This window comes from Neorhizobium sp. LjRoot104, assembly GCF_964253725.1.
Taxonomy (GTDB): Bacteria; Pseudomonadota; Alphaproteobacteria; order Rhizobiales; family Rhizobiaceae; genus Neorhizobium.
In genome coordinates this window covers 3989425-4008426 of record NZ_CAXURS020000001.1, presented here as the reverse complement: position 1 = coordinate 4008426, position 19002 = coordinate 3989425, and the positions used below count along the sequence as shown (strand labels likewise).

Sequence of the window (19002 nt, the reverse complement as noted above, 5' to 3'; positions counted from 1 at the left end):
GTTCGGTGCAGTTTCTCATATAGTCTGCAAACGCCTATCATTCAAATGGCGAAGACGTTAGCGCTTTACGCGCTACTGGATATCACGACACAGGGAATATCATGCGCTTCTTTCTCGTGCCGCTCTTTCTGATCGGCTGGCCGCTCGCCGAAATCGCGGGCTTCGTGCTGGTCGGCAAAGCAGTCGGCCTCTGGGCGACGCTCGGACTGGTAGTCGGTACCGCGGTCCTCGGAGCCGTTTTGCTGCGCAATCAGGGCACCCAGATGCTGAGGCAGATTTCTGCGGAAAGCCGCGATGGCCGCGCGCCCGGCCGCGCCCTGATCGACGGCGCGATGATCGTCGTCGCCGGCATCCTGCTGCTGCTGCCGGGTTTCCTCACCGATATCATCGGGCTGGCGCTGTTTATTCCGTTCGTGCGCGCCCTGATCTGGTCGGTGATCGGCCGTCGCATCGTCGTCGTCAGTTCGCCCCGCAGCGAAACCTATCGCTACGAAAGCCCAAGGCCTTCGCCTGAGGGCAGGAAAACCGGGCCGGTGGTCGATCTCGACGAGCAGGACTACCATCGCGATCCGGATCCCTCGTCGCCCTGGGCCGGCCCTAAAGGCAAGGAACCTTGAGGGGTCAAGCGGGTTGGCCAGGGTTGTAAGCCCCCAGACGAAATGTTAGAGGGCCTCAACGCTCCAAAGCCTCGAGGAAATCCCAATGGCAGACGATAACAACCAGGCCGAAACGCCGTCCCTCAACATCCTGGCGCAGTATACCAAGGATCTCTCCTTCGAGAACCCGGGCGCTCCGCGTTCGCTGCAGGCACGCGACAAGGCGCCGGCGATCAACATCAATGTCAACGTCAACGCCAATCCGCTTTCGGACGCCGATTTCGATGTTATCCTGACGCTGAACGCCGAAGCCAAGGAAGGCGACAAGATCGTCTTTGCGGCCGAACTGGTCTATGGCGGCGTTTTCCGCATCACCGGTTTCCCGCAGGAGCACATGCTGCCGCTGCTCTTCATCGAATGCCCGCGCCTGTTGTTCCCGTTCGCCCGCCAGATCATCGCGGACGTGACGCGCAACGGCGGTTTCCCGCCGCTGATGATCGATCCGATCGATTTCGCGCAGATGTTCACCCAGCGCATGGCAGAGGAACAGGCCCGTTCCAAGGTTCAGGCGCTCGACAGCTGAGATCGAATTTACCGATTCGACGAAGAGCCCGGGTTTCGCGACCCGGGCTTTTTTATTCGGCCGGCCTGTATTTCAGCCAGACCGCCTTGTCCTTCAGCGACGCGACCATGGCCGCGTGGGCTTCAAGTTCGGCTTCGGTCAGCCGGGGGGTAAGGGGCCGGGGACGACCGGTCACCGCCGCCACAACTTCATCGACCTCGGCTACCGTCGCCGACCGTTCATTGCCCATCAGACCGAGCGCGGTCTGCCGGCCGCCGGTCATCTCGATATAGACCTCAGCCAGGAGTTCGGAGTCGAGAAGCGCGCCGTGCTTGGTGCGGTGGGCGTTGTCGATGCCGTAGCGGCGGCAGAGCGCATCGAGAGAATTCGGACCCATCGGATGTTTGCGGCGGGCCATGGCCAGGGTGTCGATAACCTGGTCGGACATCACGGGCGGCAGGCCGAGACGGCCGAATTCCGCATTCATGAAGCCCATGTCGAAGGTCGCGTTATGGGCGATCCACTTGGCGCCATCGAAAAATTCGATGATCTGTTGCGCGACCTCGCCGAAGCTCGGCTTGTCCTTCAGGAACTCGTCGGTAATGCCATGCACGGCCAGCGCATCCGGATGGACCTTGCGGTCGCCCGGATTGATGTAGAGGTGCAGCGTTCTGCCGGTCGGAAAATTGTTGATCAGCTCGATGCCGCCGATTTCGATCACCCGGTCGGATTTCGATTCGAGGCCGGTGGTTTCCGTATCGAAGATGATCTCACGCATGTGGGTTTTTCCCGCTCGTCTTGCCGGCCTTCAGAGAGGCGATGATCTCGCGCACCTGTCCCCTCGCCGCGTCCAGTCCGAGGCCCGTATCGACGAGGAAATCGGCTCTTTTGCGTTTTTCCTGATCGGGCATCTGGCGGGAGAGAATCATCGCCAATTTTTCCCCTGTCATGCCCGGCCGCGCAAGCACCCTGTCGCGCTGTATCTGTGGATCGCAGGTAACGACGACGATGACGTCGACGCGATCCTCGCCCTTCACTTCAAAGAGAAGCGGGATGTCGAGGAGCACGAGATCAGTGCCTGCCTCTTTGTGGCGGGCCAGGAAATCGACTTCCTGCCGGCGGACCAGCGGATGGACGATCGCTTCAAGGGCCGGGAATTTTTCAGGCGACGCCGAAAGCTGGCGGGACAGTTCCTGGCGATCGACTGCGCCATTCCTGACGGTGCCGGGAAAGGCCTCACCAACGGGTCCCACCGCCTCGGTGCGATAGAGATCGTGGACAACGGCATCGGCATCGTTCACCGGGACGCCTTCATCCGCGAACATCTTGGCGGTGGTGGATTTTCCCATTCCGACGGAGCCGGTGAGGCCGATGACGATCATCTAGTGTCTTTCCATGTCAGAGATGACCAGGTCCCGAAGAGTGTTATCGACGACCGGACGGCGGCCGAACCATTTTTCGAAGCCGGGCACAGCCTGGTGCAGCAGCATGCCGAGCCCGTCCACGGTCACGAAACCCTGTTCCTCAGCCTGGACGAGCAGCGGCGTTTTCAAAGGTACATAGACGATATCGGTTACGATCGCACCGGAGGCCAACGACGAGAAATCGATCCTCAGCGCCTCGCTGCCGTCCATGCCGAGCGATGTGGTGTTCACAAAAAGCCCGGCGCCGGACATCACCTCGTCCAGCGCTTCGACAGGATGGGCGTGAACTTTCGGGCCGAACCGATGGGCAAGTTCCTCGGCGCGTGAAACTGTCCGATTGACGACGTGGATCTCGCCGACGCCGCGATCCCGTATCGACTGGATGACGGCGCGACTTGCGCCGCCGGCGCCCAAAATCACAGCGCGGCCATTCCTGTCCCAGCCGGGATGCCGGTCGTCGAGATTGGCGGTGAAGCCGTAGCCGTCCGTATTGGTGGCGTGCAGCAGACCGTCTTCCATCCAGAGCGTGTTCGACGCTCCGAGTTCGTTTGCCAGATCGTCCGGCCGGTCGGCCAGCTTGAAGGCGATCTCCTTGTGAGGGATGGTGACATTGCCGCCGCGAAAACCGGAGCTTCCGTCTTTCAGCGACTGGATGAAGGCCGGGAAGTCCGCTTCGGTCACGGCCTCGGGCCTGTAGGTCCCGGCAATTTCCAGCTGCTTCAGCCAATAGCCGTGGATCAGCGGGGAGCGGGAATGCTTCACCGGCCAGCCGGTTACGAAAGCGTTAACCAAAAATGTTTCACGTGAATCAGCCATCGATCGCTTCCAGTTCGCGAAGCTTTTCGAGGAGCGGCAGCATGGGCAGGCCGAGAATGGTGAAGTAGTCGCCCTCGATTTTCGAAAACAACTGAATACCCTCGCCTTCCAGCTGATAGGCCCCGACGCTGCCATAAACCTTTTCACCGACCCGGGACAGATAACGATCGACGAAGGTTTCGGTCAGACGCCTGACGGTCAGATCCGCATGGGCGACGTGCTCCCAGACGATTTCACCGTCACGCGCGAACGCGATCGCGCTGTTCAGGCGATGGGTCCTGTCCGAGAGGGAAAGCAGGTTCTCCCTGGCTTCGGCAAGGGTCTTCGGCTTGTGATAAACCCGGCTCCCGAGCGACATGGTCTGGTCCGAACCGATCACCACGGCGCTCGGGAAGTGTCCGCTCACGTCGAGGGCCTTTGCCCTGGCGAGCGTCAGCGCCACCTGGTCCGGGCTTGCACCTTCCAGTCCGGCCTCGATCTTCCGCTCATCGATTTCAGCCGCCCGGCTTTCAAAAGCGAGGCCGGCATTTTCCATCAGCATCCGGCGGAACGGGCTGGAGGAGGCAAGTACGAGGGGCACCGTCACGCAATTCTCCCAAAAGCGGCAAGCGGTTTCGCTTAACGCAGCTTCGGACGCAGTGCAACGATTGCCGCCGCCGTCTCCTCTATCGACCGGCGGGTTACGTCGATGACGGGCCAGTTCTGGCGGGCGCAGAGCGCGCGGGCATATTTCAGCTCCTCGTTAATGGTGGCGCGGTCCGTATAATGGCGCCGGTCGAAACCCTGAGTGACGCCGAGTTCACGGTGTTCACGCACCTGGCTGATCCGGTCGGTAGTCGCGACGAGGCCGACGATCAATGGGCGGGTAGCGCGATAGAGACTGTCCGGCAGATCGACCCCCGGCACGATCGGGATGTTGGCCGTCTTGATGCCGCGGTTGGCGAGATAGATGCTGGTCGGGGTTTTCGAGGTGCGGCTGATGCCGATCAGCACGACATCCGCCTCGTCGTAATCTTCCGGCATCTGGCCGTCGTCGTGGTCCATGGTGAAATTGAGCGCTTCGATACGCTTGAAATAATCCGCATTGAGCGCGTGCTGGGCGCCGACCCGACGGCGGGAGGGCGCACCGAGATAGGCCTGGAACGTCACCATCACCGGCTCGAGGACATTGACGCAGGGAAGACCCATTTCCCGGCAGCGCTGATCGATGAGTTCCGCGAGCTCCTGATCGACAATGGTATAGAGGACGATACCGGGTTCGCGGTCGAGCGCCTCGAGCACCGCGAGCAGCTGCTTGCGGTTACGGATCAGCGGATAGACATGCTCCACCGCCAGCGAAGACTGGAACTGCGCCGATGCAGCCCGGCCGGCGGAAATGAGAGTCTCTCCGGTTGAGTCAGATATGAGGTGCAGATGGAAGAAGTTTTTTCTGTTCTCCACGCTAAACTTAACCCTTTGTTGATAACTCGGGAGAGACCATCAGGCTCTCCCGGGCCCGGACCCGGCCTCGGGAAAACCGCCCAGTTTTCCACATTCGCATATCCTGCGGATGCGGATCGGGCGGTCTTGTGTGTTGCGGGGACAAGCTCCCCGCGCCTGTTTTTACTCCCCAGCTTATCCACAGATAGCGCCGATTGTGTTCCAGCGCCATGCCTCTGAAATAACAGCTGAAATTCTCGTTGTCCCAGCAAACGCGCGCGACATGCTGTTTTCTGTCCTTCGAGCGGCATCAAAGCGGCGGATCGTCGCGTCGGCTGTGTTTTGACTTTAATCCTTGCTACTCACCGACTCTAAGAAATAGAAAACCTTTTAAGATTCATTTCTTTGTTTTTAGGGAGAACCCATTGACCGGCGCATACCGGAAGATCGTCGAGGTGCTGGGAGGCAAGACCCTCAGTCCGCCGCCTGTCTGGCTGATGAGACAGGCAGGGCGTTATCTGCCCGAATACCGGGAGACACGGGCTGCGGCAGGCAGCTTTCTCGATCTCTGTTACACGCCGGACCTGGCTGTCGAGGTGACCTTGCAGCCGATCCGGCGCTACGGTTTCGACGCAGCGATCCTGTTTTCCGATATCCTGGTCATCCCGGATGCTCTTCATCGGAACGTGCGGTTCGTGCAGGGCGAAGGTCCGCAGATGGACCCGATCGATGTCGCCGGTATCCAGGTGCTGAGGAGCGAAGGGGTGATTGCCCATCTCGCTCCTGTCATGGAAACGGTTCGCCGGCTGAGGCGGGAACTGCCTGAGGAAACCACGCTGCTCGGTTTCTGCGGCGCGCCGTGGACGGTTGCCACCTACATGATCGCCGGCCATGGGACGCCCGACCAGGCCCCTGCCCGGCTGTTTGCCTATCGCCACCCGGAAGCCTTCGAGAAACTTCTTTCGCTGCTTGCGGAGATCTCCGCCGAATATCTGATCGCCCAGATCGATGCCGGCGCGGATGCCGTCCAGATCTTCGATTCCTGGGCAGGTGTTCTCGGGGAGAAGGAATTCGAAGCCTATGCGGTAAAGCCGGTCGCGCGGATGATCGAGATCGTTCGCCGCCAGCGGCCGCAGGCGAAGATCATTGCGTTTGCCAAGGGCGCCGGGCTGAACCTCAAGTCCTACCGCCAGCAGACCAGGGCGGACGCGATCGGCCTCGACTGGTCGGTACCGCTTTCGTTTGCCGCCGAGCTGCAGAAGGATGGCCCGGTCCAGGGCAACCTCGATCCGATGCGGGTGGTTGCCGGCGGCAGGTCGCTTGAGGACGGTATCGACGCCATTCTCGACAGGCTCGGGAATGGCCCGCTGATTTTCAATCTCGGCCATGGCATCACGCCCGAAGCCAATCCGGATCACGTGCGCCAGCTGATCGAACGCGTGCGGGGAGCCAACGCGTGAGCGGGGAGGAACTGCAGGCGGGCAAGGCGGCAGGGCGGCGTTCGGCATTGCGGGCGTTCATCGCTCTTGCCGTCTTCGTCGCCATCCTGGTTGCGGTCCGTCTTGCCCAGCCCGATAATTTCATTCTCTACATCAAGGCTTTCCACGTCATCGCCGTGATCTCCTGGATGGCCGGCCTGCTCTACATGCCGCGGCTGTTCATCTATCACAGCGATGCCGAGCCAGGTTCGGCGCAGTCGGAAACCTTCAAGATGATGGAGCAGCGGCTGCTGAAGATCATCATGAACCCGGCGATGATGATCACCTGGGTGCTCGGTCTTTACCTCGCCTGGGACCTCCATGAGTTTCGCGGCGGCTGGCTGCATGCGAAAATCGGGCTTGTGGTGCTGCTCACAATGGTGCATGTGCTGTTTGGTCGCGCGGTGCGCAGCTTTGCGGTCGATGGTCCGCGGAAAGCGCCGCGTTACTGGCGTCTGATGAATGAACTCCCGACCGTTCTGATGATCGGGATCGTCATTCTGGTGATCGTGAAACCCTTCTGAACCCCGGCTTGCTGTTTCTTGGCAAGATTTCCGTCTTGCCCCTTGCGGCGTTCCACGTGAATCGCTATTTTCCTCGCCATCTCATCTCGTGGCATGCGTGTAATTTCCCGTCCTCGCGGTTCATCTTCCGTGGTAGCGAATTTCACCGACACGCCTACATTCCCCCGAAATTCTCAATATGGTCCCCCCTTCATGGCTGAAATGAAGCTTCAAGAACTCAAAAGCAAATCCCCTACCGATTTGCTGACCTTCGCCGAATCACTGGAGGTCGAGAACGCCAGCACGATGCGCAAGCAGGAGCTGATGTTCGCGATCCTCAAGGTTCTGGCGAGCCAGGACGTCGAAATCATCGGCGAAGGCGTGGTCGAGGTCTTGCAGGACGGGTTTGGTTTCCTGCGTTCCGCGAACGCAAACTATCTGCCCGGCCCCGATGATATCTATATCTCTCCCTCCCAGATCCGCCGCTTCTCGCTGAAGACCGGCGACACGGTGGAAGGTCCGATCCGCGGACCGAAGGAAGGCGAGCGGTATTTCGCCCTCCTCAAGGTCAATACGATCAATTTCGACGATCCGGAAAAGATCCGTCACAAGGTCCATTTCGACAACCTGACGCCGCTTTATCCGAACGAGCGGTTCAAGATGGAACTCGAAGTTCCGACCTCCAAGGATCTGTCCGCCCGCGTCATCGACCTGGTGGCGCCGCTCGGCAAGGGCCAGCGCGGCCTGATCGTCGCGCCGCCGCGGACCGGTAAGACCGTTCTCCTGCAGAACATCGCCCACTCGATCACCGCCAATCACCCGGAATGTTACCTGATCGTTCTTCTGATCGACGAACGGCCGGAGGAAGTCACGGACATGCAGCGCTCGGTCAAGGGCGAGGTCGTCTCGTCGACCTTCGACGAACCGGCCGTGCGCCACGTGCAGGTTGCCGAGATGGTCATCGAAAAGGCCAAGCGCCTCGTCGAACACGGCCGTGACGTCGTCATCCTGCTCGATTCGATCACCCGCCTCGGCCGCGCCTACAATACCGTCGTTCCCTCCTCCGGCAAGGTGCTGACGGGCGGCGTGGACGCCAACGCCCTGCAGCGCCCGAAGCGCTTCTTCGGTGCCGCGCGCAACATCGAGGAAGGCGGTTCGCTGACGATCATCGCGACTGCGCTGATCGACACGGGAAGCCGCATGGACGAAGTCATCTTCGAAGAGTTCAAGGGCACCGGCAACTCGGAAATCGTTCTCGACCGCAAGGTCGCCGACAAGCGCATCTTCCCGTCGATGGACATCCTCAAGTCCGGCACCCGTAAGGAAGACCTGCTGGTGCCGCGCCAGGATCTCCAGAAGATCTTCGTGCTTCGTCGCATTCTCGCCCCGATGGGCACCACGGATGCGATCGAGTTCCTGATCGACAAGCTGAAACAGACGAAGACCAACGGCGATTTCTTCGACTCGATGAATACCTGATCCTTAGCCGGATTCATGAAAGCGACGAGCGCTCGGTTCTGCCGGGCGCTTTTCAGTTTGGAGCCGTCTCTGATAGATTGATTCCATGATCCAGGCCGACAACGATACGATCTATGCCCATTCCAGCGGCGCCCTGCCCGCGGGTGTCGCGGTGATCCGTGTAAGCGGCTCACGGGCGTTTGACGCCGCCGTGGTTTTGGCGGGTGAACTGCCGATCGGCAGGAAGGCAGCGCTTCGAACGATTCGGAGCCGCAACGGTCTGGTGATCGACCAGGCCCTTGTCCTTGCCTTTCCAGGCCCGAACTCCTTTACCGGCGAAGACTGCGTCGAGATGCACCTGCATGGCAGTCGCGCGGTGGTTTCCGCCGTCTACCGGGAACTGGAAGCTATAGGGCTGCGCCTGGCTGAGGCGGGCGAGTTTTCCCGCCGGGCATTCGAAAACGGCAAGCTGGACCTGGTTGAGGTCGAGGGGCTGGCGGATCTGATCGCCGCCGAAACCGAGATGCAGCGCCGGATGGCAGTCGAGCAGGGTTTTGGCGGACAGTCCGCCCTCTATAAGGCATGGGCCGAGAGATTGACGCGCTCACGCGCGTTGATCGAAGCGGAACTCGACTTCGCCGATGAGGATGATGTTCCCGGCTCGGTTTCAGACAGGGTCTGGGCGGAGATGGCCGATCTCTATCTCGAGATTGCCGAGCATATCGCTTCGGCAAAAGCCGGTGAGATCATCCGCGACGGATACAAGGTGGTCATCGCCGGAGCGCCCAATGCCGGAAAGTCCAGTCTGCTCAATGCGCTGGCCAGGCGCGATGTTGCGATCGTCACCGAGATCGCCGGTACCACCAGGGACCTTCTGCACGTCGATATCGATATGGAAGGCTATCTGGTGCGTTTCTTTGATACCGCGGGGTTGCGCGACAGCGAGGATCGCGTTGAGCAGGAAGGCGTGCGAAGGGCGCGGATAGCCATCGAACAGGCCGATCTTGTCCTGCAGCTCGAAGATATCGATTCGGACTCGAAACAGATGCTTCCCGGGGTGGCGGGAGAGGTCCTGCGGGTCGGGACAAAGGTGGATATACGCCGGCCTTCGGCAGCGTATGATCTGAACATTTCCAGCGAGACGGGAGAGGGGTTGGATGAACTTCGATCTCTCATTCTTGGAAAACTTCGGGAAACCTGGTCCGGATCGCTGGTTCCCAACCGACAGCGACACCTTCAATACTTGAAAGAGGCTTCCAATTTTATCGAAGAAGCGCTAAACGGCCGGGATCTTGATCTTCGGGCCGAGAGCCTCCGGGCCGCAGCGTCGTCGCTGGGCCGCATCACCGGGCGGGTCGATGTGGAACAGCTCCTTGACGTGATTTTTTCGCAGTTCTGCATCGGCAAGTGATTCACGTGAAACAGGGCGGACTACGCTGTTTCATAGGGTAGGCAAATGGAAACGACATTCGACGTAATCATCATCGGTGGCGGTCATGCCGGTTGCGAGGCAGCAAGCGCGGCCGCGCGCATGGGAGCGAGCACCGCGCTGATAACCCATAGCCGGCAGACTATCGGCGTGATGTCCTGTAATCCTGCGATCGGCGGCCTTGGAAAGGGTCACCTCGTCCGCGAAGTCGATGCCTTCGACGGATTGATGGGACGGGTGGCGGATGCCTCGGGCATCCAGTTCCGGCTTCTCAACCGCAAGAAGGGACCCGCGGTGCGGGGGCCGCGGACCCAGGCCGATCGCAAGCTCTATCGCCTGGCGATGCAGCGTGAGATTCTCGACCATCCTCATCTCACCGTGATCGAGGGGGATGCCTTCGATATCGGGGTCGAGGGCGGCAGGGTGAGTTCGGTTGAACTGAAGGACGGGCGTCGATTCGGATGCGGAACAATTGTATTAACGACCGGCACTTTCCTCCGCGGCCTGATTCACATCGGCGACCAGAAAATCCCCGCGGGCCGCGTTGGCGAAGCCCCGTCGCTGGGATTGTCCCAAGCCCTGGCGCGATTTGACCTGCGGCTCGGTCGGTTGAAGACCGGCACGCCGGCGCGGCTCGACGGCAATACGATCGACTGGAGCCGTGTCGGCTTGCAGGAGGCCGACGACGACCCGGTGCCTTTTTCCTTCATGACCGACAGGATCACCACCCGCCAGATTGCCTGTGGTGTCACGCGTACTACGGGTGCGACGCATAGGATCATCTCGGACAATATTCACCGTTCGGCGATGTATTCAGGTCAGATAGAGGGTGTGGGCCCGCGCTATTGCCCGTCGATCGAGGACAAGATCGTTCGTTTCGGCGAACGGGACGGACACCAGATCTTTCTGGAGCCGGAAGGGTTGGACGACCCGGCCGTCTATCCGAATGGGATTTCCACATCCCTCCCCGCCGACGTCCAGGAAGCGTTCATTCGAACAATTCCGGGCTTGGAGGCGGTGTCGATCATGCAGCCCGGTTACGCGATCGAATATGATCATGTGGATCCCCGCGAATTGACGGCGGCCCTGGAGGTCAAGAAGATCCCGGGCCTCTTCCTCGCCGGACAGATCAACGGCACAACGGGTTATGAGGAAGCGGCAGCGCAGGGTCTGGTTGCGGGATTGAACGCTGCGCGCAAGGCTTCAGGCGCTGAGGCCTATCATTTCAGCCGCGCCGATTCCTATATCGGCGTCATGATCGATGATCTCACCTCACGCGGGGTGATTGAGCCCTATCGGATGTTTACTTCGCGTGCCGAATACCGGTTGTCTCTCAGAGCTGACAACGCGGACGTTCGACTGACGGAGAAGGCCATCGAACTGGGCTGTGTCGGGCCGGAGCGGACCAAGAAGTTGCGGGCCTATACGCAGGCGCTGGACGCGGGCCGGGAATTGCTCCGATCCCGCAACCTCACTCCCAACGAAGCCCATGGTTACGGACTGAAGCTGAACAAGGACGGGCAGCGCAGGACTGCCTATGAGCTGCTGGCTTATCCTGACCAATCGTTGAAGGGCCTCACCGCGATATGGCCTGAATTGGCACAGTTGTCGCCCAAGGTTGGAGAGGCTCTGGAGATTGAGGCGTCCTACTCGGTTTACATGAACCGACAGGCTGCAGATATTCATGCCACTCACCGCGACGAAGCCCGTATTATTCCGCAAGGCTTTGATTTTTCGAAGCTTCCTGGACTTTCCAATGAGCTTAAGCTGAAGCTGACGGCGGCGAATCCGGTGAATCTCGCCCAGGCGAGTAAGGTAGATGGAATGACGCCGGCTGCCCTCGCCCTCATCCTGGCCCTGCTTCGCAAAGAAGATGCCGCGCCCAATCGCCTCAAGCGAGTCATTTAATGCTTCTGAACGGCAAGAGTGTTTCACGTGAAACGCAGGAAAAGCTTGAGCATTTCTCTGCGCTGTTCCAGAAGTGGGCCAAAGCCATCAATCTGGTGGCCCCATCCACCCTGGACGAGTTGTGGCAACGCCATATTGCGGACAGCGCCCAGATTTTCCAGCTCTCTCCGTTGCCGTGTAAATGGCTTGATCTCGGTTCCGGAGGCGGCTTCCCCGGTGTCATAACGGCGATCTTCCTGGCGGAAGCCCAGGATGGATGGGTTCATCTGGTCGAGAGCAACCAAAAGAAGGCAGCATTTCTTCGAGTGGCGCTCAGTGAGACGGGCGCGCGGGGATCCGTCCATCCCCTCCGAATCGAATCGGCCTCCACGGCTCTGCCGGAGTGCGACCGGATTTCCGCCAGAGCTCTTGCCGAGCTTGACCCGCTTCTTTCCTACACATCGGCCTGGATGATCGGCAAAGAAACAAGAGCTTTTTTTCACAAAGGCAGGGATTACGCGGCCGAAGTCGAGAAAGCCCGTGGTCGTTGGCTATTCGATCTGATAAAACATCGGAGTGCCGTCGAGCCGGATTCAGTTATCCTCGAGATAAGCAATTTAAGGCACAAAGAACCCTAGATTTTCAGGTGCCGCATGTTTGACAGAAATCGGGTTATCACCATTGCCAACCAAAAAGGCGGCGTCGGCAAGACGACGACGGCGATCAATTTGGCAACTGCGCTTGCTGCCATCGGCGAGCGTGTCCTGATCGTTGATCTCGATCCGCAGGGCAATGCCAGTACCGGGCTCGGCATAGATCGCCGTGACCGCAAGATTTCCTCCTATGACCTGCTGATGGGGTATAATTCCATCGAGGAAACCGCGCTGGAGACGGCTGTGCCCAACCTCCATATCGTTCCGTCCACCATGGACCTGCTTGGTTTCGAGATGGAAATTTCGCAGGCTCCGGATCGGGCCTTCAAGCTGCGCGGCGCATTGAATGGCGACGATGCGCTGGCTTATTCCTACATCCTGTTGGATTGCCCCCCTTCGTTCAACCTGCTGACAATGAATGCCATGGCGGCGGCCCATTCCATCCTGGTGCCCTTGCAGTGCGAGTTTTTCGCTCTGGAAGGATTGAGCCAGTTGCTGGAAACCGTTGATCAGGTCCGCCGCAGCGTCAATCCCTCGCTCGATATCCAAGGTATTGTGCTGACGATGTTCGATGCGCGAAACAATCTCGCCCAACAGGTCGTCAACGATGTCCGGACTCATCTGGGTGAGAAGGTCTACCATACGTTGATCCCGCGCAATGTTCGCGTATCGGAAGCGCCTTCCTATGGTAAGCCGGCCATCCTTTATGACCTGAAATGTGCCGGGAGCCAGGCCTATCTGCAGCTGGCTTCTGAAGTCATCCAGCGGGAACGCAGGCGCAAGGCGGCCTGAAGCCTTGCAGACAAGTGAGTAGTGAAGATGAACGACGACCTCTCGAAACGGCGCCTTGGGCGCGGTCTTGCAGCTCTTATCGGTGAGATGGACCAGCCGGCCCCTGTCAACAGTGGTGCCCGCAGCGTCAACCCGGATCGGATGGTGCCGATCGAGCATGTGTCGCGCAACCCAAAGAACCCGCGTCGAAGCTTTGATGAGGCGGAGTTGCAGGATCTCGCAAGCTCCATTCGGCAGCATGGTATCGTTCAGCCCGTCGTCGTTCGGCCGCGGGGCACAGATCAGTTTGAGATCATCGCCGGTGAACGGCGCTGGCGCGCGGCCCAACTCGCCGGACTGGTTGAAATTCCGGTCATCGTTCGCGACGTGGATGATCGAACGGCGCTCGAGATCGCCATCGTTGAAAACGTCCAGCGTTCGGATCTCAATCCTCTGGAAGAGGCGCTCGGTTACGATCAGCTGATTGCAGAACACGGGTACACCCAAAACGATCTCGGAGAGATCATCGGCAAAAGCCGGAGCCATGTCGCCAATAGCCTCCGTCTGCTGAAACTGCCCGAGCCGGTACGGGATATGTTGGCAGCAGGCAGTCTTTCGGCGGGTCACGCCCGGGCCCTGATTACGACATCGGACCCGGCTTCGCTGGCGCGTACGATTATCGCCAAGGGCATGTCGGTTCGTGATGCCGAAAAGCTGGCTCAGAACGACATCAAGGCTCAATCGGAGCCGGCAACCGTTTCGAAAGCGGAACAAAAAGATTCCGACACGCTTGCTCTGGAGCGCACCCTCTCCGATTCCCTTGGTCTGGACGTGAAGATCAACCACAAGAACGGTGGCGGGCAGATCAGGATCGGTTACCGGACGCTTGAACAGCTCGAGGAGATCTGCCGCCTTCTGGAACGGCGATAACCTAATCTATTCAGCGATTTGACTGAATAGCCGTCGCCATCAGCGTGTGGAAGGCGATATTCGGTTCGAGGCTCTGCCTCTGCCTCGACATCAGAACTGCGGCCTGCAATCTCTCCGTTTCACGCGCCAGCGCTGGCGAACTCCAGGTTCGCAGCGCTTTTTCCATGATCGGCTTCCGCTTGAAGTGAATATGCCTGCCGAGCGTCATCATGACCTGGGCGGTCTGGAGCTTCTTTTCCTCCATCTCCGCCTTCATCAGATCCAGCAGCTGGAACTGTTTCAGGCAGGATTGCAGGACGAGAAAAACTGGCGTCTTCGAGGAAACGATCTTCTGTATGGCACGATGCAGGCCCGGCAAATCGCCGCCAAGGATCGCGTCGATGGCCTCATCGGCTGAAACTGCGCTGGCATCGCCGATGATTTCGTCGACCTGCGCCTCTTCGATCATGCCTGTGCCCCGGCAGTAGAGCGCGAGCTTGCGAATCTCGTTCCGGGAGGCCACGCGATCTCCCCCAAGCAACTCCAGGAGCCTCTGGCGGGCGCCAGGGCTGATCCTCAGGCGTTCACCCCCCAGTTCGGAATCGATGAGGCTGTTCAAAGCCTTGATATCGTCGGCGTAGCAGGGAATGGTGGCGATGGATCTGGAGGCTTCTGCGATCTTGCGCAGCCCGCTTCCTTTTTTCAGGTCGCCGGCCTCGACGATCAGGACATTGGCTGGAGCCGGAGCGTCGGCCAAAATCTGCATTGCGTCGAGAAGCGGCTTTTCATTGGCGGCGCCCCTTAGCCAGACGAGTTTCGAGCCGCCAAAAAGGCCCATTGAATTCACTTCATCGAGAAGTCGTCCCGGATCGCCTTGCAGGTCCGAAACGTCGAGCTTGAGCATTGCAAACGGATCGTCCTGCGAAATGCCCGTCTTGCTCGCGATCACTGCCGCGCGTTCGGAAACGAGGCCACGATCCGGACCGTAGATCACGAAAATCTTGTAGAGCTCCGCACTCTTCTCGGCAAACCGGTCGAATTCGTGGGACTTTACTTCTGCCATACCGTCTGCGGCTGAGGTTCGCGCGAGAGCGCAATCGCGATCTCGGCGCGGATGAACTCGGCAAGCTCTCTTGCGGCGCGGTTTTCGGCATCGCGAACGGCGCGGAGGCCTGCATAGCCCTGACCGGAGAAGTCGACGAGCGAAACGACCTGACGTTTGCCGGACTTCAGGACCTGCCCGTCGCTGATGCGGGTAATCGTGTAGATACCTTCCACCTGGACGCGGCCGGGGACCGGTACGCCGGTTGGGGAAACGTTGTCGTCGTCCTCGTCATCCTCGTCGTCTATGATGCTCGAGGAGGTACTCTTGGTGGCCAGTTGCACGTTGTAAGCAGGACGGGCCGACTCGCCAGCACCGCCGGAAGTCAGGAAGACCAGATGATTGCGAACAACCTGATCGAGGCGACTATGTGGTTGCTCGAAGCCAACGGCTGCCAGGCGCTCGCCCGTGCCGGAAGCCTCCGAATAAAGCGGGCGGGCCTGGCAGCCGGCAAGCACTGTCAGCATTACCAGGCTGGATACGAACCCGAAACGACGAAGAGAGCGGTCAAACGACAATGTTTACGATCCTCTGTGGGACGACGATGACTTTCTTCGGCGTCCGGCCTTCAAGTGCCGCCTTGACCGCATCCAGCGCCAGAACCGCAGCTTCGACCGCACTTTGATCCGCGTCGCGCGCGATTGTCAATTCGCCGCGCTTCTTGCCGTTGATTTGGACCGGCAGTGTGACTTCGTTCTCGACGACCAGGGCGTCGTCGTACTGGGGCCATGCAGTCAGGGAGAGCAGGTCCTTGTTGCCGAGGACAGCCCAGCATTCCTCGGCCAGATGCGGCGTCATGGGGGCGACGAGCTGAATCAGGATCTCCGAGGCATTGCGGACGGCGGCGCGATAGGCGGCATCGCCCTCGCCGGCCGCGACCCGGCCAAGCGGTGCTGCAAGTGCGTTCACCAGCTCATAGATGCGCGCCACGGCCTTGTTGAACGAGAGCTTGTCGTAATCACCCTGGACCGCCTTCAGTGTCTTGTGAGCGAGCTGGGAGATCGCCAGAGCCTCACCATCCTTAGCCGGCGCAGGATCTACACCGCGCAGGTTTTCGGAGGCTTCGGAAATCAGCCGCCACAGGCGTTGGGTGAAACGATGCGCGCCTTCGACGCCGGCTTCGGACCAGATGACGTCGCGGTCCGGCGGAGAGTCCGACAACACGAAGAAACGCGCCGTATCGGCGCCGTAGGAGGCGATGATATCGTCCGGATCGACGACATTCTTCTTCGACTTCGACATCTTTTCGATCGAGCCGATCGTCACTTCCTCGCCGCCCTTCAGCATCGTGGCGCGGCGTTTGCCATCAACTTCCTCGATCCTGATATCGGCCGGAGCCACCCATTCGCCGTTCGGGCCGGAGCCGCGGCGATAGGTTTCATGCACGACCATGCCCTGGGTGAAGAGGCCCTTGAAGGGCTCCTTGGCATCGACATGGCCGGTTTCGCGCATGGCGCGGGTGAAGAAGCGTGAATAGAGCAGGTGCAGGATCGCGTGCTCGATGCCGCCGATATACTGGTCGACCGGCAGCCAGCGGTTGGCGACGGCCGGATCGGTCGGATCCTTTTCCCAAGGCGCCGTGAAGCGGGTGAAATACCAGCTCGAATCGACGAACGTATCCATCGTGTCCGTCTCACGGCGTGCCTGCTTGCCGCATTGCGGGCAGGCGACGTGGCGCCAGGTCGGATGGCGGTCGAGCGGGTTGCCCGGCAGGTCGAAGGTGACGTCATCCGGCAGTTTGACCGGCAGGTCTGCCTTCGGCACCGGCACGACGCCGCAGTCATCGCAATGGATGACCGGGATCGGGCAGCCCCAGTAGCGCTGACGGGAAATGCCCCAGTCGCGCAGGCGAAAGTTCACCTTGCGCTCGCCCTGCGGCATGTTGCCGACCAGGGTTTCCGACAGGCGGTCCGCGACGATCGCGAAGGCTTCGTCTGTCGTCTTGCCGTCGAGGAAGCGCGAATTGATCATTACGCCGTCATCGACGTAAGCCGTATCGCCGACCGTAAAGGTCGCGGCATCGCCGTCCTTCGGCATGACCACCGGAACGACGGACAGGCCGTATTTCCGGGCGAAATCCAGGTCGCGCTGGTCGCCGGACGGGCAGCCGAAGATCGCGCCCGTACCGTAATCCATCAACACGAAGTTCGCGACATAGACCGGCAGCTCCCAGGAGGGATCGAGCGGGTGCCTGACGCGGATACCCGTGTCGATGCCCTTCTTCTCGGCCGTTTCCAGTGCCGCGAGCGAGGTTCCATGATGGCGGCATTCTTCGGCGAAAGCTTCGATAGCCGGATTCTGCGCCGCGGCCGCCTTGGCCAGCGGATGGTCGGCGGCGATGGCCAGGAAGGAAGCGCCGAACAGCGTGTCGGGGCGGGTCGTGTAGACCACGACTTCGCTCTCGCCGGCGGGTGCCGTCGAGCCGACGATTTCCCAGCGGACCGTCAGGCCCTCGGAGCGGCCGATCCAGTTCTTCTGCATCAGCCGGACCTTTTCCGGCCATTGATCGAGAGTGTCGAGCGAGTCCAGCAGATCCTGGCTGAAATCAGTGATCTTGAAGAACCACTGCACCAGGTCGCGTTGCTCCACCAAGGCACCCGAGCGCCAGCCGCGGCCGTCGATGACCTGTTCGTTGGCGAGAACCGTCTGGTCGACCGGATCCCAGTTGACCTTGGACTGCTTGCGGTAGACCAGGCCCTTTTCCATCATGTCGAGGAAGAGGTGCTGCTGCTGCTGGTAATATTCGACGTCGCAGGTGGCGAACTCGCGTGACCAGTCGAGCGACAGGCCCATGGCCTTCAGCTGCGCCTTCATGGATTCGATGTTCTGGTAGGTCCAGGTCTTCGGATGCACCTTGTTGTCGCGGGCGGCGTTTTCAGCCGGCATGCCGAATGCGTCCCAGCCCATCGGGTGCAGGACGTTGAAGCCGCGGGCGCGCTTGTAGCGGGCCACCACGTCGCCCATGGCGTAGTTGCGCACATGGCCCATGTGGATGCGGCCCGACGGATAGGGAAACATTTCCAGAACGTAGTATTTTTCGCGCGGATCGCTGTTGTCGGTTTCGAAAACCTTGGCATCGTTCCACGTCTGCTGCCAACGGGGCTCGGCATCGCGCGGGTTATAACGTTCAGTCGCCATTTCAATGATATTCCGGGAAAATAAGATCTGAGAGTCGGGCGAGACCTTCACCATGAAACCCCGCAAGCGTCAAGTTTTACGGGGTTGGGAAAGGCCAAGTTTGGGCGAAACACCCTTGGCAGAGCCTTATATGAGGGCTAAGCGCTGAGCTTGCAAGAAAAGCGGAAGGCATGTGGCATGAGCGTTGAAGAACGGCTGCGGGAAGTGAAGGCCCGGATCGGGATGGCGGAGCGCCTGTCGAAGCGGCCGGCGGGGTCGGTGACGCTCGTGGCGGTGTCGAAGACGTTTGATGGGGAAGACATCCGTCCGGTGATCGCCGCCGGGCAGCGGGTCTTCGGTGAAAACCGCGTGCAGGAAAGCCAGGGAAAATGGCCGGAACTGAAGGCCGAGACGCCGGATATCGAACTGCATCTGATCGGGCCGCTGCAATCCAACAAGGCTGCCGATGCCGTGGCGCTGTTCGACGTGATCGAGACGGTGGACCGGGAAAAGATCGCCCGGGCGCTGGCCGACGAGATCAAGAGACAAGGCAAGGCGCCAAAGCTTTATGTACAGGTCAACACCGGACTGGAGCCGCAGAAGGCGGGCATCGAGCCGAAGGAGACCGTCGCTTTCGTGGAGCTTTGCCGCAAGGGGCTCGGGCTTTCGATCGAGGGGCTGATGTGCATTCCGCCGGCCGAGGAAAATCCGGGGCCGCATTTCGCGCTGCTCGCCGAACTCGCCAGGGAATGCGGCGTCGAGAAGCTCTCCATGGGCATGTCCGGCGATTTCGAGACGGCTGTCGAATTCGGCGCGACCAGCGTTCGCGTCGGTTCGGCCATTTTCGGGGCGCGATGAAAATAGTCTTTTGCCAAGTG

At 60.3% G+C, this 19002-nt stretch carries 19 protein-coding genes; 11 read left to right on the top strand and 8 right to left on the bottom strand.

Features of this window, described 5'->3' with window-relative positions:
- Window positions 1-101 precede the first annotated feature (101 nt).
- A complete protein-coding gene (locus ACSQ8R_RS19630; protein ID WP_436254912.1) occupies window positions 102-617 on the top strand; it encodes an FxsA family protein in 516 nt (171 codons plus the stop codon).
- Between the two features lie 85 nt (window positions 618-702).
- On the top strand, window positions 703-1179 hold the full coding sequence (gene secB / locus ACSQ8R_RS19625) for a protein-export chaperone SecB (protein WP_038591599.1): 477 nt from the start codon (window positions 703-705) through the stop codon (window positions 1177-1179).
- 52 nt (window positions 1180-1231) lie between these two features.
- On the opposite strand, the gene dnaQ is transcribed toward secB, so the two are convergent.
- The 5 genes from dnaQ to ACSQ8R_RS19600 are packed head-to-tail and all read right to left on the bottom strand — an operon-like array spanning window position 1232 to window position 4838.
- Window positions 1232-1936 carry a DNA polymerase III subunit epsilon gene (gene dnaQ / locus ACSQ8R_RS19620; RefSeq protein ID WP_436254911.1) on the bottom strand — a complete coding sequence of 235 codons (705 nt, stop codon included), beginning with the start codon at window positions 1934-1936 and terminating at the stop codon, window positions 1232-1234.
- On the bottom strand, window positions 1929-2540 hold the full coding sequence (coaE, locus tag ACSQ8R_RS19615; RefSeq protein WP_436254910.1) for a dephospho-CoA kinase: 612 nt from the start codon (window positions 2538-2540) through the stop codon (window positions 1929-1931). The genes dnaQ and coaE overlap by 8 nt, the downstream gene beginning before the upstream one ends.
- Window positions 2541-3398: a shikimate dehydrogenase gene (locus tag ACSQ8R_RS19610; protein ID WP_436254909.1), complete on the bottom strand. Its 858-nt coding sequence runs from the start codon at window positions 3396-3398 to the stop codon at window positions 2541-2543.
- The gene (locus ACSQ8R_RS19605) at window positions 3391-3984 is read right to left on the bottom strand and encodes a Maf-like protein (RefSeq protein ID WP_436254908.1); all 594 of its coding nucleotides are present in this window, start codon (window positions 3982-3984) and stop codon (window positions 3391-3393) included. Before ACSQ8R_RS19605 ends, ACSQ8R_RS19610 begins: the two co-directional genes overlap by 8 nt.
- A 32-nt stretch (window positions 3985-4016) precedes the next feature.
- Window positions 4017-4838 (bottom strand): pyruvate, water dikinase regulatory protein, encoded by an 822-nt coding sequence (locus ACSQ8R_RS19600; RefSeq protein WP_436254907.1) that lies wholly within the window; start codon window positions 4836-4838, stop codon window positions 4017-4019.
- Window positions 4839-5242: 404 nt separating this feature from the next.
- On the opposite strand from ACSQ8R_RS19600, the gene hemE reads away from it, so the two are divergent.
- From hemE to ACSQ8R_RS19560, 8 genes are all read left to right on the top strand, one after another.
- Entirely contained in the window at window positions 5243-6277 is a 1035-nt protein-coding gene (gene hemE / locus ACSQ8R_RS19595; protein ID WP_436254906.1) for a uroporphyrinogen decarboxylase, read from the top strand.
- Window positions 6274-6819: a protoporphyrinogen oxidase HemJ gene (gene hemJ, locus ACSQ8R_RS19590; protein ID WP_436254905.1), complete on the top strand. Its 546-nt coding sequence runs from the start codon at window positions 6274-6276 to the stop codon at window positions 6817-6819. Before hemE ends, hemJ begins: the two co-directional genes overlap by 4 nt.
- A gap of 192 nt (window positions 6820-7011) precedes the next feature.
- Window positions 7012-8277 (top strand): transcription termination factor Rho, encoded by a 1266-nt coding sequence (gene rho, locus ACSQ8R_RS19585; protein ID WP_105404823.1) that lies wholly within the window; start codon window positions 7012-7014, stop codon window positions 8275-8277.
- Between the two features lie 85 nt (window positions 8278-8362).
- Window positions 8363-9667 (top strand): tRNA uridine-5-carboxymethylaminomethyl(34) synthesis GTPase MnmE, encoded by a 1305-nt coding sequence (gene mnmE / locus ACSQ8R_RS19580; RefSeq protein WP_436254904.1) that lies wholly within the window; start codon window positions 8363-8365, stop codon window positions 9665-9667.
- A 45-nt stretch (window positions 9668-9712) separates the two neighbouring features.
- Window positions 9713-11593: a tRNA uridine-5-carboxymethylaminomethyl(34) synthesis enzyme MnmG gene (mnmG, locus tag ACSQ8R_RS19575; protein WP_436254903.1), complete on the top strand. Its 1881-nt coding sequence runs from the start codon at window positions 9713-9715 to the stop codon at window positions 11591-11593.
- On the top strand, window positions 11593-12210 hold the full coding sequence (gene rsmG, locus ACSQ8R_RS19570; protein ID WP_436254902.1) for a 16S rRNA (guanine(527)-N(7))-methyltransferase RsmG: 618 nt from the start codon (window positions 11593-11595) through the stop codon (window positions 12208-12210). The genes mnmG and rsmG overlap by 1 nt, the downstream gene beginning before the upstream one ends.
- 15 nt (window positions 12211-12225) lie before the next feature.
- Window positions 12226-13017, top strand: coding sequence for a ParA family protein (locus ACSQ8R_RS19565; RefSeq protein ID WP_436254901.1), 792 nt, complete (start codon window positions 12226-12228; stop codon window positions 13015-13017).
- Between the two features lie 27 nt (window positions 13018-13044).
- Window positions 13045-13926 (top strand): ParB/RepB/Spo0J family partition protein, encoded by an 882-nt coding sequence (locus ACSQ8R_RS19560; RefSeq protein WP_436254900.1) that lies wholly within the window; start codon window positions 13045-13047, stop codon window positions 13924-13926.
- Between the two features lie 10 nt (window positions 13927-13936).
- Here ACSQ8R_RS19560 and holA read toward each other — a convergent pair whose 3' ends face one another.
- From holA to leuS, 3 genes are read right to left on the bottom strand one after another with little or no spacing between them, the layout of a single operon-like run.
- Window positions 13937-14968, bottom strand: a complete 1032-nt coding sequence (gene holA, locus ACSQ8R_RS19555; protein WP_436254899.1) for a DNA polymerase III subunit delta — start codon at window positions 14966-14968, stop codon at window positions 13937-13939.
- Complete coding sequence (locus tag ACSQ8R_RS19550) at window positions 14956-15525, bottom strand: hypothetical protein (RefSeq protein WP_436254898.1); 570 nt, start codon at window positions 15523-15525, stop codon at window positions 14956-14958. The genes holA and ACSQ8R_RS19550 overlap by 13 nt, the downstream gene beginning before the upstream one ends.
- Window positions 15515-18145, bottom strand: coding sequence for a leucine--tRNA ligase (leuS, locus tag ACSQ8R_RS19545; RefSeq protein ID WP_436254897.1), 2631 nt, complete (start codon window positions 18143-18145; stop codon window positions 15515-15517). Before leuS ends, ACSQ8R_RS19550 begins: the two co-directional genes overlap by 11 nt.
- Window positions 18146-18322: 177 nt before the next feature.
- On the opposite strand from leuS, the gene ACSQ8R_RS19540 reads away from it, so the two are divergent.
- Window positions 18323-18982, top strand: coding sequence for a YggS family pyridoxal phosphate-dependent enzyme (locus ACSQ8R_RS19540; protein ID WP_436254896.1), 660 nt, complete (start codon window positions 18323-18325; stop codon window positions 18980-18982).
- Window positions 18983-19002 lie beyond the last annotated feature (20 nt).

What these genes read in the sequence shown, in the direction of transcription:
- ACSQ8R_RS19630 (WP_436254912.1), top strand. Translation starts at nt 102, where the DNA reads ATGCGCTTCTTTCTCGTGCCGCTCTTTCTGATCGGCTGGCCGCTCGCC.
- secB (WP_038591599.1), top strand. Translation starts at nt 703, where the DNA reads ATGGCAGACGATAACAACCAGGCCGAAACGCCGTCCCTCAACATCCTG.
- dnaQ (WP_436254911.1), bottom strand. Translation starts at nt 1,936, where the DNA reads ATGCGTGAGATCATCTTCGATACGGAAACCACCGGCCTCGAATCGAAA.
- coaE (WP_436254910.1), bottom strand. Translation starts at nt 2,540, where the DNA reads ATGATCGTCATCGGCCTCACCGGCTCCGTCGGAATGGGAAAATCCACC.
- ACSQ8R_RS19610 (WP_436254909.1), bottom strand. Translation starts at nt 3,398, where the DNA reads ATGGCTGATTCACGTGAAACATTTTTGGTTAACGCTTTCGTAACCGGC.
- rho (WP_105404823.1), top strand. Translation starts at nt 7,012, where the DNA reads ATGGCTGAAATGAAGCTTCAAGAACTCAAAAGCAAATCCCCTACCGAT.
- mnmE (WP_436254904.1), top strand. Translation starts at nt 8,363, where the DNA reads ATGATCCAGGCCGACAACGATACGATCTATGCCCATTCCAGCGGCGCC.
- mnmG (WP_436254903.1), top strand. Translation starts at nt 9,713, where the DNA reads ATGGAAACGACATTCGACGTAATCATCATCGGTGGCGGTCATGCCGGT.
- rsmG (WP_436254902.1), top strand. Translation starts at nt 11,593, where the DNA reads ATGCTTCTGAACGGCAAGAGTGTTTCACGTGAAACGCAGGAAAAGCTT.
- ACSQ8R_RS19565 (WP_436254901.1), top strand. Translation starts at nt 12,226, where the DNA reads ATGTTTGACAGAAATCGGGTTATCACCATTGCCAACCAAAAAGGCGGC.
- ACSQ8R_RS19560 (WP_436254900.1), top strand. Translation starts at nt 13,045, where the DNA reads ATGAACGACGACCTCTCGAAACGGCGCCTTGGGCGCGGTCTTGCAGCT.
- holA (WP_436254899.1), bottom strand. Translation starts at nt 14,968, where the DNA reads ATGGCAGAAGTAAAGTCCCACGAATTCGACCGGTTTGCCGAGAAGAGT.
- leuS (WP_436254897.1), bottom strand. Translation starts at nt 18,145, where the DNA reads ATGGCGACTGAACGTTATAACCCGCGCGATGCCGAGCCCCGTTGGCAG.
- ACSQ8R_RS19540 (WP_436254896.1), top strand. Translation starts at nt 18,323, where the DNA reads ATGAGCGTTGAAGAACGGCTGCGGGAAGTGAAGGCCCGGATCGGGATG.